The organism is Ructibacterium sp. SJQ-7 (assembly GCF_054696575.1).
This window is the reverse complement of record NZ_CP195193.1, coordinates 2556867-2571406: the sequence shown is the minus strand read 5'-3', so window position 1 is coordinate 2571406 and position 14540 is coordinate 2556867. Positions and strand designations below refer to the sequence as shown.

The following is a 14540-nucleotide window of genomic DNA, read 5'->3' as shown; positions in this document are numbered from 1 at the left end:
TGTTAAAATTCCTTATAAAAATCGTCTTTCATTTCCGATATTACCATATAACATTCTTTGCCGTAAAGCAATTTACAAGGCACTCGCCACGTCTTACCGTAATAGTAATCATCTGCAACAAGTTCACCATCCGCATAAATCTGCGCCACGTCACCGACATAGTCAATCTCGGCAAATCCGTATCTGCCGTCAACATTTATTTTCTTCCATGTCAGTTCTCTTTCTCCGCCAATGCACAATTCTTCTTTATACTTCGGCTCAAACGGTGCATTTTCCACGCCTGTAATTTCAACATTTGATTGCTTTGCCGACTGAACGATTGTAAGCGTTTCAAATTCACTGCCGTTCCATTTTTGACAAATATATTCGCCGTCCTCGACAGAATATATTTGTCCGTTTTCCTCATACAAATTACAACCGCCGCAAATATACACCGTTCCGTTTAATTTACGCATATACTTAGCATTTTCAAACGGCACCGTAACAATATTCGCACTGCCTTTGCTGAATTTGTATTCCGCTTTGATATTCGGTATTTCTGCAAAGAAATATGTATCATCGCACTTGCATAACGGCTGTGCTGTCGCATATTCAAGCACACTGTCGCCCATTTTCATATTAAACGGCATAAAGAAACTCACTTCACCCTTTACGTCAATCGGCGGAAACTCAACATTTTCCGCACTTATCACCGCATTTTCAATATCTGCAAGTTCGGTCAATCTCTGATAATGATTTACAAACACAAACCCACTTTTGCCGTTCGTTCTCATACCGTAACGCAAAGAATTTGTATCATCTACCGCCACCGAATTTGCAGAATCAACCGCAATCATCGGTGCAAATTCTTCGCCGAAATCGTTTACAAACATATGCAGCATATTAAGCAATCCGTACTGTTCTCTGACCTCTCCGTACTCCGACAACGGTGCTTGAAAATCATACGAAAGTATCGGATAATCATTCGGATAGCCTGTCGCCTTTGTTTCGTTAAAAGTTGATAGTTCGCCTATTTTGTTCGTACCGCCGTGATACATATAATAGCCTACAAGATTGTTTCCGTCACCGAGCTTTACAAGCGACACCGCATATATATCCATAGGCTTTATAATCGGTCTGCGGTGATGTGTAACCTCTATACCGCCGCCAAGCTCACACGTTGCGAACGGATAACGCTCATACGGCAGCTGCCAGCCGTCACTCTGAGTTTTTGCGATAAGGTCCGTTCCGATTGCGGAATCGTTTCTCATTCTGTTAAAGAAATAGTGCGGTGACGGTGACAGTCTGTTCATATGATTTTCCCACGGTGCCTCACAATAACCGCCGAATACAGGCACAACCTCATCAACGGGAATTTTCGCACCCGATGCACTGTTCCAGCCCGTAACTGTGTATATAGGTGCAATAAATCCACATTCTACGGCTATTTCTTTAAGTTTTGCCAAATGCTCGGCATTGTCGACAAATTCATTTTCAATCTGTACCGCAATTATGTTTCCGCCGTCCTTGTAGAACAGTCCTTTCACTTCGTTATATATGCTCTGATACCACTTCTTAACAACCGCCAGATATTCTTCATTGTTGTCACGAAGTTTATAATCCTTTTTCAAAAGCCAATCGGGGAAAGCGCCGTTTCTGCACTCGCCGTGCGCCCAAGGGCCTATACGAATTACAACGTCCAAGCCGACATCTTTACATTCTTTGATAAACGCTCTGATGTCATTGTCACCGCCAAAATCCATTTTACCCTCAATTTCTTCGTGGTATATCCAAAACAGATACGTTGAAACAATAGTTATGCCGCCGGCTTTCATTTTTGCAAGTTCTCTGTGCCAATTCTCTCTGCCGTATCTCGAAAAATGGAACTCGCCCATAACGCCTATCCAAGGTTTTCCGTTTCGTGTGAAATATCTGCTTGTGACGTTAATTTCTTCACCTTTCGGATTTTTACCGCCCATATTCAAATGATTTATCAAAAGCGGTTCATCTTTAAATTCTTTAAATTTATATATCATATACTGCCCTCCAAAAATTGTACTCCGTAGCCGTCCAATACTCCGTCAAATTTCAAACCATCAAACAGCGACACTCCTTTAATTTTTGTATCAACTTCATTTTCATTGTGATTTAAAATAATTGTGCAGTCATCTCGCTTAACAACCTCCACACCGTTCGGTGTATCAACTGTTTCCACATTCGCCGACTTTGCTATAATTCTTACAAGCTCTTTCATTGCGTCATTGTCCAAATCACAGCCTACATAATAAACTCTGCCCTTGCCGTATTCGTTTACTGTCACTGCACTTTCACCCTTATAGTATTCACTTCCGTATGTGCATATGGTTTTTGCGGTATCAGGTTTTATTATATCACACCATATTTCCGCACTTCCGCTTACTTCACCGTATATTTTTACAGGTTTTCTCGGTGCGTCAAATTCAACCGCCTCAATGCCCGCAATTTCCTTGAACACTCCCGGCAGTGCCATAGGTCTTACTCTGTTATATTCATCACGCGTACCGCTCCTAAACGTCAAAACAAGTGTACCGCCGTTTTTGACGTATTCCTTTATTTTCTCCGTCTCTGCGTCTGTGACTATGTTGTACGCAGGCATATACACGATTTTATAATCTTCATATTTGCCGTTTGAAACGGCTGTGTTTATGTTCAAATCACAATTTGCCTTGTAAAATGAATACAAGTGATTTTCATAATTATAGTTTTGTGCGTGACGTTTTATATCATGTCCCCATACATTGTCGTACGACTTCACAAGCAATGCATCATACTTATTTTTTGAGCCGACAATATATTTTTCAAGTTTTTGAAGTTCGTGACCTGTCTTTTGAATTTCATAAAAACGTCTTCTCGGCACACCGTCATGGTCAAGTACACCGTACCAATATTGCTCCATACCGAAAAGAGCCGTTCTGAATCTGAAATATACAACGCCCTCGCAGCCGTGTGCGATTGCCTGATATGTCCATAATCTAAGCTGATTGGGGCGTGGCGTTGAGCCTAAAATATCCCAACCGGCAGGTCCTGCCTGTTCCTCCATTACAACAAAGTTTTTGTTCTTCGCACCACGCATATTTTCGTGTGCCATAGACACATATTCATATTCGGACGTACCCCATTGATTGTCGGGATAATTGTCCCACGATACAAAATCAAGGTCTTTTGACAAATCATACGCGTTTATATCCGAAAAATGTCCCATCAAATTATGAGTTATCGGATTATCGGTATATTTTCTCAAAATATCAATCTGCATTTTCTGATAATTCACCCAAGTGTCAGAAGAAAAACGTCTGAATTCCAAGTCAAGTGCGGGATTGTGCGACCACAAATCGCCGTATGTACCCTCGCACGAATTATATTTCGGAAGTATTATATCGTCAAAAGAATCATAGTTTAAGCTCCAGAATACGCTCCCCCATTTTTCGTTTAGGTTCTCTATTGTCTGATACCTTTCCTCAAGCCATTTTGCAAAAGCCTTTCGACAATGCTCGCAATAACATCTTGTACTTACGTGACAGCCGAACTCATTATCAATCTGCCATGCTATGACGTTTGGATTGTCCTTGTAATGTTCAGCCATTTTTTCGGTTATGATTTTTGACTTTTCTATGTAGCTCGGATTGTTTCCGCAGCCTTCACGTCTTGAACCCCAATCCTTTTTTCTGCCGTATTTGTCCCTCTGCACGATGTCATATTTATCTGCAAGCCACTTCGGCGGTGCGGCAGTCGGTGTTCCGAGTATGGTTTTTATACCGTATTTTGCAAGTATCTCTATTGCGTCATCAAGGAATGAAAAATCAAATTCACCCTCTTTTTCCTCAAAAAGTTTCCAAGCAAATTCGCCCATTCTTACAGTGTTAAATCCGCCATCTTGCATAAGTTTAGCTTGACTTTCCCACTCATCTCTGTTCCAATGTTCGGGATAATAGTCTACACCAAATATCATTATTTTCCCCTCTTTCTACAAATTGTTCACAGTGCGATTTTAAAGCTTGCGGTGCCGTATGTGTATACTGCCCCAAGCGAAAAATTGTGCTGTGGGCAATTTTACTCTTGCATCGCTTTATATAGTTCTTCGTCCGTCATATGATTATCCAATACCAATAACAGCATAACCTCTCTGTCCTCTGGCGCATACATCGTTTCGCGATACCATTTGTCATGTCTGATATTATCGCCGAACTCTCTGATAACCCCCATTACCTTTCTTGCCATATACGCGGTATGCTTAATATCCGCAAAACAATCGTTATGATAAAAGCCTTGCCAAACTCCGTTTTCACTGTTACGCATTTCCTCATTCGCCTTGTCAAATAAAACCGCACTGTCACCGCAAAGCAAAAACGATTCTTTGTAATTTTCCTTTTCAAATTCCTCTATAGCGTTGCAAAATTTTATTACGCCGTTTGCACAATAATAATGAATTTTCGCCTGTAACAATACAGTTTCGTCAAAAAGCTGTTTCTCGTTTCCGCTTAGTTTTTCACTCGTCTTTTTGCACATTTCATAATATGAATTTATCTTGTCAATACCACTTTCGCATATAACTTTGTAATCTCTCACCTGCGTGTAAAACCCGCCTTTTCCGACAAGCCAATTAAGCGGAGCAATACTGTTTTTATCGTTCTTCACAAACTTATTCGCAATAATACGCACATTCTCGGTATAAAACTGTTCACCTGCGTGTTCATCTTCATTTTTACCGAATTTAATCGTTGACTTCGGATATTCCGCAAGGCATTTTGATACGTCATAAGTCGAATTAAAATAATCGTCCGCAAATTCCTTGCTGTGACTTTCGTCCGATATATCTTCACCGAACCATTTTTTTCTCACCGCATCAAGATAATATGTATGCGGTCTGACATTTGAACAGTTGATAACCCAAAAATCATCGCCGCCGTTTTCAAGTACGTCCGATAATTCTCTGTTCACAAAATCAACCGTATTCGGAAGCATTGTTATGTGGTTTGCGGCTTGCAAATCGTAAAACGAAACATGATAATAAATACCCTGTCTGCCGCCGTCTTTGACAGGCATTGACGACACTCGTGCCGTATGATTGTCACGTCGTCTTGTAACCATTTTACCGTAACCATTATCGGCTTTAACCTTGATAATACAGTCGTCAAGCTCTATATAACCGTCCTTGTAAAGTTCCATTATTTCGCCGTACAGGTTGGTACAAAAAACAGGATTTTTGACGTATTTCTTAACAATATCGCATTGCTTTTTTATAATATTGCTTATCAGCTTACCTCGTTTTTGCGGAGTGTCAAATTGACCGCTCGTGTCGTTACTCCAAAATGGGCAGTCACCCTGTCCTCTAAAGCACAAATTCCAAATAACATTGCAGTCTTTCTGTTCAATTACCGCGTCTTCCCAAAGTTTATAAAAAAGCTCCGACTTTTCCATAAAATTCGCCTCAACGCCCGGATATGCTCTTGCAAAAATCTCCGCACCCAACGGTTCTGCATGGTGATGAGTAATCCATAATCCCATATCCGCCGCCATTTGTCTGTTCAGTCTTGAATTTTTGTCAGTACCCGGAATTGTCATATTTCCGCCACAACGCAAAAGCGTTTCAAAAGCCATTCTCCAAGGCTCTTTTTTGTCACCGTTGATTTTCCATTTCATCATAAGCACTTCATCATTGAAAAACCAACCGCGATATTTTACCTTTGGTTTCGGTGAATTAATTTTACATTTTTCTATTCTAACACTGTCTTTCTTTTCGATTTTTTGGTCAAGCCAAAACCAAAACGGCTTAATATCAAGATATTTTTCACTTATTTTCAAAAGTGCATACACAAACCCCAAATCGTCCGCCGCACTTATCACGATATTTTCCGCTATGTCAATTTTATAACTTTCCTCATCTAATGTATCGTCTTTTTTTAAATGAATATCATTTCCATTTTCATCACTTGCACCGAAAACCTTTGCCATATCACGCTTTAAAATATTAATCGCATTCATAACAGGCTTTGTTTCCGTTTCGGTATGTATCTTCGTATTCAGGTTAAACAAAAAGCTCATTGATTTTGCTCCTTTTCATAAAATCTAATTATACATTACAGCAATTTAATCATATTTTCATCTAATATATTGGTTAAAACATTGATTATCTTGGTATTGTCTGATATAATGAAAGTGAGCCTGTCGACAAAATGTCGACAGCTCCAAAAATCACATCTTACGATGTAATTTTTGAGTATTTTCTGAGAAAAAATCATAAAGTTCCTCCGAAGTCGAAACTTTATATTTTAAGCCATTTCTGCCGCACATGTCGCCAGAAATGATTTTTAATGAGGTTAGCACCTCAAGCTCCCCCAAACAAGGTAAACCAAACCGTTACGGTTTTGTTTACAGAAAGGCAGATTGATATGACAGAGAAAACAGTAAAGATATTTCCGAATATGTATTTCGGTTTAACTCACTGCTACGATGAAGTACCCGACAACAATGATTTCAAGCTTCACAATCACGATGATGTATATGAAATAGTTCTGTTTCTAAGCGGTGATTCTGAATTTTACGCAGAGGGAAATGTGTACAAATTAAAGCCTTACGATATGCTCATAACGCGTCCGTTTGAAATGCACCATATACGTTGTTTGAGTGCGAAGCCGTATGAGAGGATTATTTTGTATCTGTCGACAGAATATTTCAAGCAAAACCGTTGTGAAGAATTTGAAGATATTTTCATAAACCGTCCGCCGGGTACGGGCAACCTAATACCGTCCGACATTGTAAAGGACGATTTGCTAAACCCGATAAACCGCATAAGCGTGTATATCCATAACGGCTCACTCACCGCCGCAAACGGTGTCATTATAGAATTTCTCTATCTTTTGAATACTTCAAAATCGGCAATCTCACCGTCAAAATCAAAAGACAAACGAATAAGCGACATAATTATGTACATAAACGAACACCTTTCCGAAACAATAACACTTGACTTCCTTTCCGAAAAATTCTTTATAAATAAATACCACCTGTGTAAGCTGTTCAAGAAAAATACGGGATACACACTAAGTCAATATATCAATCATAAACGCATACTTCTTGTACGCGAACTGCATACGCAAGGTCAGTCACTCCTTGAGGCAAGCACCAATGCCGGTTTTAATAATTATTCGCATTTTTACAGACAGTACGTCAAAAAAACAGGTATGACGCCAAAAAATATGAATTAAAAAAAGGGAGATACATCTGTTTGATGTGACCCCCAAAAGTTAGACTTTTTATAGCGTAGTAGTTTTAACGACTGCTACGCTATTTTTATGCAGCCAAGGTGTTGAGCCGATACTCAACCGGACTCATCCACCCAAGTTTTTCTTTTATTCTTTTCTCGTTGTAATATTTTATATATCTTTCAATAGCATCTTTAAGCTCTTCAAAGCTGTAATATGTAGTTCCATAATACATTTCCTGCTTTAATATTCCAAAGAAATTTTCCATCACAGAGTTATCATAACAATTTCCTTTCCGAGACATACTTTGAAATATTTTGTTTTCTTTAAGAACAGAGGAATATGCACCCATTTGATATGCCCAACCTCTGTCTGAATGGAATGTTCTTCTGTATGGGCAATCAGATGTTATTTCTATTGCTTGTTTCTGTGCCGATAAAACACTTGCCGCTGATGGAGTTTTGCTTATACCATAGCTTAACACTTCACCATTAAACATATCAAGAAATGGGTCTAAATACAATTTCTTAATTACCATTCGGCCTTTGTTGTCAATCTCATAATACTTAAATTCGGTCGTGTCAGTAGTTATCTTTTGATGCGGTACAGATGTATTAAATCGCCTGTTAATTCTGTTTGGTGCTATTTTACCAACATTGCCTTTGTACGAATTATATCTGCGACTTTTTCGAGTAAATGATGTGACCTGGAAACATAATTTTTGCATGATTCTTTGAACTTTCTTTTTATTCACAAAAATCTTTCTGTTTCGTAATTCTCTATATACCCGTCTGTAACCGTAATCCTTGTTTTCTATATGGATTTTAGTGATTTCATCCTCCAACTGTTTATCAGGATTTTCTCTGTCAAATCGTTTTTGCCAATACATATATGTTGCCTTTGGAAAACCGACTACTGCGAGAATGTCTTTTAATTTGAACTGTCCTCGGAGACTGTGGACAATTCTCGCTGTTTTTTCAGAAGAGTTTCCTCCTCTAAACGCAGTCTCCTCAATTCTTTTAAATATGCATTTTCTATTCTAAGTTTAAGTAGTTCGTCTTCAAGTTCTTTGACATGCTCGGCACTTGTATCCACGGGTTTTTCTCCGTCATATTTAGAAGGCTTTTTACATTCTCTTATATCCAATGTTTTCTTACGACCTTTCTTTTTAGGTCTCAAAGCATCAGGTCCGGCAATTCTGAAATCATTGACCCATTTTACAATCAATGATGGATTACTAATTCCTTGTGATAGTGCTAATTCCTGATATGAGACCTCACTTGATAGATACAATTCTACCATAGAAAGCTTAAATTGAAAAGTATATTTCTTATTTTGTCTCGAACGCATTAACCCTTCTTCACCAAATTCTCTGTATGCGTGTACCCATTCTTCAATTCTCCTCTTTGCAGGAATGTTATATTTACTTGCTAAATATCTATACCCACCTTCAGCATTTAGATATGCCTGCACAACCTCCATTTTAAATTCAAAACTATATTTTGCCATGAAAAAACCGACCTCCCAATAGTTAGATTTTTGGTCTAACTTTTGGGGGTCGGTTCAGTTGTATCTCCCTTTTAGTTTATTTCATTTGATTTTCGTAGCTTTCAATCATCTTTTTAACCATCTGACCGCCTACACTGCCGGCTTGCTTTGCTGTAAGTTCACCGTTATAGCCTTGACCAAGTGTTACGCCTACTTCTCTTGCCGCTTCCATTTTGAATTGTTCCAATCCTGCTGTTTTGCTTTTCTTTGACATGATTATTTCTCCTTTACATAAAGTATTTAAGTGAGTAATTAACTCATTCATAATTTATGTAAAATACGAAAATATAAACATACAATTTTTACTAATTCATAACAATGTCGTCACTGATTATACTTTCGGCACGTTTACGAAGTCCGCTGTACTTTTCGGACTCCAAATGTCTGTCCTCAGCCATAATCTTTTTTGCCGCCTCCTGTGACATAGCAAGAATATCTCTGTCCTCAAACAGATTAGCAATTCTCATTTCAGGCAAACCGTGTTGACGTGTACCGAAAAAATCACCCGGTCCGCGAAGTTTCAAATCCTGTTCACTTATATAAAAACCGTCGTTTGAAATACACATAGTTTCCATACGTTTTTTTGTCACTTCATTTTTACCGTGTGCAAATAATATGCAAAATGCCTGTGCGTTGCCACGTCCGACACGTCCTCTAAGCTGATGAAGTTGCGACAGTCCGAATCGTTCGGCATTTTCGATAACCATAATATTTGCGTTCGGCACGTTTACGCCGACTTCAATTACCGTTGTCGATACAAGTATGTTAATCTCTCCGCGCACAAACTCGTCCATTACTTCCTCTTTCAGCTTTGCTTTCATTTTTCCGTGCATAAGACCGATTTTGAACTCGGGAAATATTGCCTGCAACTTTTCCGCAAGCATTTCGGCATTTTGCAAGTCGCTCGTTTCCGTTTCCTCAATCAACGGACATACAACGTACGCCTGCATACCGGCACTTACGTTTTTTTGTAAAAATGCAAAAATGCGTTTTCGCATACTTTCACCGACTGCGTACGTCTTAACGGGCTTTCTTCCCGGCGGTAATTCATCAATAACCGATATATCCAAATCGCCGTACAAAATAAGTGCAAGGGTTCGCGGTATCGGTGTTGCCGACATAATAAGCATATGCGGATTATTTCCCTTTGCCGCAAGTTTTGCCCTTTGTTCAACGCCAAATCTGTGTTGTTCGTCGGCAACCACAAATGCAAGGTCATAAAACTCCACCGCATCTTGAATTATCGCGTGAGTTCCGACAATAACGTCTGCGACACCTGTCGCAATCAAGTCATATGCACGTCTTTTTTCCGCAGCTCGCATACTTCCGGTAAGCATTACCACCGTTATACCCGTACCTTTGAAAAATTCAGCCAATGTTTCTGCGTGCTGAGTTGCAAGAATTTCAGTCGGTGCCATCATTGCGGCTTGATGACCGTTTTTTACGGCGGTATAAATTGCCGCCGCCGCAACAGCCGTTTTACCGCTGCCGACATCACCTTGAACAAGTCTGTTCATCATCTTACCGCTCTTGCAATCCTTCAAAATTTCATTCAGCGTTTTCTTTTGTGCGTTTGTAAGCGAAAACGGCAGATTATCCGTAAATTCACGCACACAATTTATATCTTCAAACACAATACCGTCCTGCGATGTATTTATATCCTTTCTTCCGCTTAACGCAAGCTGAAGCACAAGCAGTTCTTCAAATACAAATCGTTCTCTTGCAATGTTGTAGCTTTCAAAGTTTTCGGGAAAATGTATGTTTTTCATTGCAAAATTAAGCTCTGCAATGTGATATTTTTCTCTTATATCGGACGGAATGTATTCCTCCATTCGTCCGACTTCCTTTATTGCAAGCTCCATTGTCGACTGTAAAATTTTCTGCGTCAGTCCGCTTGTAAGCGGATAAAGCGGTACTATTTTGCCCGTAAATCTCTCTTTACCCTCTTGTTCACAAACAGGACTCACCATTTCAAGTTTACCTCTGTTCTTAGTTACCTTGCCGTATAAAACATACTTATCGCCCGTCTTAAACTGATTTTTTACATATTTGTTATTGTACCAAACCACATTCAAAACACCGGATTCGTCCGATACAATCATTGTTGAAATAAGCATATTTCGTCTTACTCTTGTTTCTCTGACAGGCGAAAAAACGGTAATGCTCACGCACACCGTTTCTCCCTCTATGCAGTCGGCAATATCTTTCTTTTCCGTTCTGTCCTCATGAGAACGCGGAAAATAGTAAAGCAAATCTTCGACTGTCTTTATTCCTTTTTTTGCGAATAATTCGGCTCTTTTCTCGCCGACACCTTTCAAATATCTTATATCCTTAGGCATATTCTGACTCCATAATATTATTCTGCGGAAATAATATAGTAGTAAAGCGGCTGACCGCCTTTTTTAAACGAAACTTCGATTTCATCGTCCGCATACTTTGTTTCAAGTGCTTTAAGCATTACATCAGCCTGCGGTTTCTTGATTTCCTTACCGTAATATACGTTCAAAAATTCAGTATCTTCGTCAACCATCTGTGAAACTACCCGGTTAAGTACATCGTCAATATCCTTGCCTACCGTTACGATTTTACCCTCAACCATTCCGAGAATATCATCTTTTTTAATTTCAATACCGTCGATTTCGGTATCACGAACGGCATAAGTAAGCTGACCCGATGTAACTCTGCCGATAGCCTTATTCATAGCCTTTTCATTAGCCTCTGCCGACTTTTTATCATTAAATTCCACCATTGCGCTTATACACTGCGGAACTGACTTTGACGGAATTACAACGATTTTCTTATCCTCAACAAGTTCTGCAGCTTGATTTGCGGCCATAATAATATTTTTATTGTTCGGGAACACATAAACCGTCTTTGCCTTGACACGTTTTACAGCTTTCAAAATATCGTCCGTACTCGGATTCATTGTTTGTCCGCCCTCAATAACTCTGTCAACGCCAAGGTCTTTAAGAATATTTGTAATTCCCTTACCCATACATACCGCTACAAAACCGTAATCCTTTAATTCAACAGGTACTTTCGGTTTAGGAGCTTTTTTAGGCTTTTCAGTCTTTTTCTCTGCCTTGACTTCCGCTGTTTTAACTTCGGCATTTTCCGAAGTCTGTTCATTACTTCCGTCAATAATAGACTTGTGCTGATGTTTCATATTATCTATTTTCAAATTAATCATTTCACCGAGTTTTATAGCCTCTTCAAGCACAAAACCCGGATGATTTGTATGAATATGCACCTTTACGATTTCATCATCGTCAATTACAAGCATACAGTCACCCTTTGGGGCAATAGTATCTCTGAACGTACTTACACTAAGACCTTTTTGCTTTTTCTCAACGATAAATTCCGTACAATATTTAAACTTTATATCTTCTGTCTTAATTGCCTCTTGTGACTTTTTCTTTACAGGAGCAGTCTGCGTTTCAAGTGCTTCGCCTTGTCTTTCAACAACATTACCGCTCTTTAAATAAGACAGTGCACCCTCAAGCACAAACATCCAGCCTTGACCGCCTGCGTCAACAACGCCTGCCTGTCTTAATGCAGGTAGCATTTGAGTTGTCTTTTGAAGTGCCTTGTTACCTCTTTCAATGGCACTCTCCATTACGTCAATAATGTTTTCGTTTGTATTTGCGGCAAGCTGAGCGCCTGTTGCGACTTCACGCGAAACTGTAAGAATTGTACCCTCTGTCGGCTTCATTACCGCCTTATATGCCGCATCCGAACCGTCTTTTAAAGCAACTGCAAGTTCTTCCGCATTACATTCTGTTTTGCCTTTAAGGCTCTTTGATATACCTCTGAAAAACTGTGACAGGATAACACCGGAGTTACCTCTTGCACCTCTTAGAGTTGCGAATGACATTGTATCAGCCGCTTTTGTAAGAGTTGTGTCGCCTTTTTTCAAAAGTTCAGTCGCCATAGCCGTTGCGGTAAGCGACATATTTGTACCTGTATCGCCGTCCGGTACCGGGAAAACGTTAAGTTCATCAACAGTTTTTCTGTTATTATATAAATTATTTGCTCCGCTTATAATCATTTGAGCAAATGTGTTTCCGTTAAGCGTATTAATTTTAATCACCCCTAATTAGTTTTAGTCAACACGGACACCTTCAACACGAACATTAATTCTGTTCACTTTAATTCCAACTGTATTTTCGATAGTATATCTGACTCTGTTCACAATACTTTTACATATTGTATTAATATTTATGCCGTACTCAACGATAAGATGTATTTCTACGATAACTCCGCCTTCTTCAACTGTTATGCTGATACCTTTAGTCATACTGTCAGGCTTTAGGAGGTTCACAATTCCGTCTTTTTTATTTCTCGACGCCATTCCGACAACGCCGTAACACTTTGTCGCAACCGCACCCGCAATTTCAGAGATAACGTTGTTTGAAATGGTTACCTCGCCTAAATCACCACTTGTTTTAAGTACCATCGCTCTATTCATTCCTTTCAACTCAAAATAATCCAAAATATCTATATATCTTTATTGTACTATAAAATTCAAAAATAGTAAATACCATTTTGAAAAAAAGGCACTTGCATTGACTTAAAATAAATTATATAATAAAAAGGAGCCTGCCGAGGCTCCAAAAATCGCATCTTGCGATGTAATTCTTGAATATTTTGGGAGATAAATCAGAGGTTATATATTATGAGCAAACATTCAAAATTAATGAATTTTCTTTCGGGTATGCCGGATTTTGTTTTTGACTATATCGAAATTGCGTATAACGGCGAAAGCATTAATACACAAATCGGTTACAGTATAGATATTAAAACATTTTTGGAATATCTGCAAAAATTCAATTTCAGTTATATAGAAAAAATTGAAGATTTCACGGTAGCTGATATGGAGAAAGTTACGCTCCGTGATTTAAACGCTTTTACGGCATATCTAAAAGAATACGAAACCGACACCGTTTCGATTGACGGCAAACACATTAAACGAATCCGCCGCAACAGTGCTTACGGCATAAACCGTAAACTTTCGGGAATACGCGGACTGTTTTCGTATCTTTACAAAAACGACTTGATTTCTCAAAACGTAACGGATAAGTTGGATTTTAAAAAACTGCATCAAAAAATGAAACGTCCGCTTACATCACAAGAAACCGTCAACCTTCTTGACGTGATATATAACGGTGAAAAATATTATACAGGTCGTGACCTTACGGAATACAAGAACAGAAAAAAACGTGATATTGCACTTTTTACCGCATATCTCGGTACAGGCTGTCGTGTGAGTGAACTTATCAACCTTGATATTCGTGACGTGTGCTTTGATACCTCGTCATTCGTTGTCACCCGTAAGGGCGGTGACGAACAGGAAATATTTATGCCTGTCCAAGTGGAAAACGAATTGTTTACATATATGCAGGAACGTGTTGAAAACGAAAAAGCAAAAGACGACGCACTTTTTATTAGCCGACTCGGAACACGAATGACCGCACAAGGTGTTGAAAAGGTACTGAAAAAATATTGTGCGACTGTCGGTATATACGACCCCGACAAGGCACGTCCGCACGCATTAAGACGTACATTCGCCTGTAATCTTATCGCTGACGGCATTGATATAAAAATGGTTGCGGAGCTTATGGGACACAAAAATATTGAAGTAACCCACAAATACTACACTCAATACGCAATCGAAAAACGTAAAGAAGTTATGCAGAATTTTGACATTACGGGAAATCGATAAAAAATTGAATACATAAAAAAAATACACACTCCGCAGAGTGTGTATTTTAATTT

The 14540-nt window shown here is 39.1% G+C and carries 10 protein-coding genes; 2 read left to right on the top strand and 8 right to left on the bottom strand.

The genetic code is table 11. The features are described from left to right. Positions 1 to 2: 2 nt before the first annotated feature. The 3 genes from ACSAMO_RS11150 to ACSAMO_RS11140 all read right to left on the bottom strand — a co-directional run bounded on the left by ACSAMO_RS11150 (position 3) and on the right by ACSAMO_RS11140 (position 6060). Positions 3 to 2015 (bottom strand): beta-galactosidase, encoded by a 2013-nt coding sequence (locus ACSAMO_RS11150; RefSeq protein WP_412294773.1) that lies wholly within the window; start codon positions 2013 to 2015, stop codon positions 3 to 5. Next, positions 2012 to 3967 carry a beta-galactosidase gene (locus ACSAMO_RS11145; protein ID WP_499209317.1) on the bottom strand — a complete coding sequence of 652 codons (1956 nt, stop codon included), beginning with the start codon at positions 3965 to 3967 and terminating at the stop codon, positions 2012 to 2014. The genes ACSAMO_RS11150 and ACSAMO_RS11145 overlap by 4 nt, the downstream gene beginning before the upstream one ends. Before the next feature lie 101 nt (positions 3968 to 4068). Then, entirely contained in the window at positions 4069 to 6060 is a 1992-nt protein-coding gene (locus ACSAMO_RS11140) for a glycosyl hydrolase 115 family protein (RefSeq protein WP_022230462.1), read from the bottom strand. A 269-nt stretch (positions 6061 to 6329) separates the two neighbouring features. Between ACSAMO_RS11140 and ACSAMO_RS11135 the strand changes: the two genes are divergently transcribed. After that, positions 6330 to 7220 carry a helix-turn-helix domain-containing protein gene (locus ACSAMO_RS11135; protein ID WP_484110582.1) on the top strand — a complete coding sequence of 297 codons (891 nt, stop codon included), beginning with the start codon at positions 6330 to 6332 and terminating at the stop codon, positions 7218 to 7220. 85 nt (positions 7221 to 7305) lie between these two features. On the opposite strand, the gene ACSAMO_RS11130 is transcribed toward ACSAMO_RS11135, so the two are convergent. The 5 genes from ACSAMO_RS11130 to ACSAMO_RS11110 all read right to left on the bottom strand — a co-directional run bounded on the left by ACSAMO_RS11130 (position 7306) and on the right by ACSAMO_RS11110 (position 13233). Beyond that, positions 7306 to 8726 (bottom strand): IS3 family transposase gene (locus ACSAMO_RS11130; protein ID WP_303693311.1). Its coding sequence is split into 2 segments (ribosomal slippage): positions 7306 to 8204 and positions 8204 to 8726, totalling 1422 coding nucleotides; the frame shifts between segments, so codons are not numbered across the junction. A gap of 76 nt (positions 8727 to 8802) precedes the next feature. Further along, a complete protein-coding gene (locus ACSAMO_RS11125) occupies positions 8803 to 8979 on the bottom strand; it encodes an alpha/beta-type small acid-soluble spore protein (RefSeq protein WP_022230459.1) in 177 nt (58 codons plus the stop codon). A gap of 91 nt (positions 8980 to 9070) precedes the next feature. Continuing rightward, the gene (gene recG, locus ACSAMO_RS11120) at positions 9071 to 11104 is read right to left on the bottom strand and encodes an ATP-dependent DNA helicase RecG (RefSeq protein ID WP_499209316.1); all 2034 of its coding nucleotides are present in this window, start codon (positions 11102 to 11104) and stop codon (positions 9071 to 9073) included. Positions 11105 to 11121: 17 nt separating this feature from the next. Next, positions 11122 to 12855, bottom strand: a complete 1734-nt coding sequence (locus ACSAMO_RS11115) for a DAK2 domain-containing protein (protein WP_412956208.1) — start codon at positions 12853 to 12855, stop codon at positions 11122 to 11124. A gap of 12 nt (positions 12856 to 12867) precedes the next feature. Continuing rightward, positions 12868 to 13233 (bottom strand): Asp23/Gls24 family envelope stress response protein, encoded by a 366-nt coding sequence (locus tag ACSAMO_RS11110; protein WP_308456414.1) that lies wholly within the window; start codon positions 13231 to 13233, stop codon positions 12868 to 12870. A 207-nt stretch (positions 13234 to 13440) separates the two neighbouring features. Here ACSAMO_RS11110 and ACSAMO_RS11105 point away from each other — a divergent pair, with 207 nt between their 5' ends. Continuing rightward, entirely contained in the window at positions 13441 to 14487 is a 1047-nt protein-coding gene (locus ACSAMO_RS11105; RefSeq protein ID WP_022230455.1) for a tyrosine-type recombinase/integrase, read from the top strand. Positions 14488 to 14540: the final 53 nt, after the last annotated feature.

What these genes read in the sequence shown, in the direction of transcription:
- ACSAMO_RS11150 (WP_412294773.1), bottom strand. Translation starts at nt 2,015, where the DNA reads ATGATATATAAATTTAAAGAATTTAAAGATGAACCGCTTTTGATAAAT.
- ACSAMO_RS11145 (WP_499209317.1), bottom strand. Translation starts at nt 3,967, where the DNA reads ATGATATTTGGTGTAGACTATTATCCCGAACATTGGAACAGAGATGAG.
- ACSAMO_RS11140 (WP_022230462.1), bottom strand. Translation starts at nt 6,060, where the DNA reads ATGAGCTTTTTGTTTAACCTGAATACGAAGATACATACCGAAACGGAA.
- ACSAMO_RS11135 (WP_484110582.1), top strand. Translation starts at nt 6,330, where the DNA reads ATGAGGTTAGCACCTCAAGCTCCCCCAAACAAGGTAAACCAAACCGTT.
- ACSAMO_RS11125 (WP_022230459.1), bottom strand. Translation starts at nt 8,979, where the DNA reads ATGTCAAAGAAAAGCAAAACAGCAGGATTGGAACAATTCAAAATGGAA.
- recG (WP_499209316.1), bottom strand. Translation starts at nt 11,104, where the DNA reads ATGCCTAAGGATATAAGATATTTGAAAGGTGTCGGCGAGAAAAGAGCC.
- ACSAMO_RS11110 (WP_308456414.1), bottom strand. Translation starts at nt 13,233, where the DNA reads ATGAATAGAGCGATGGTACTTAAAACAAGTGGTGATTTAGGCGAGGTA.
- ACSAMO_RS11105 (WP_022230455.1), top strand. Translation starts at nt 13,441, where the DNA reads ATGAGCAAACATTCAAAATTAATGAATTTTCTTTCGGGTATGCCGGAT.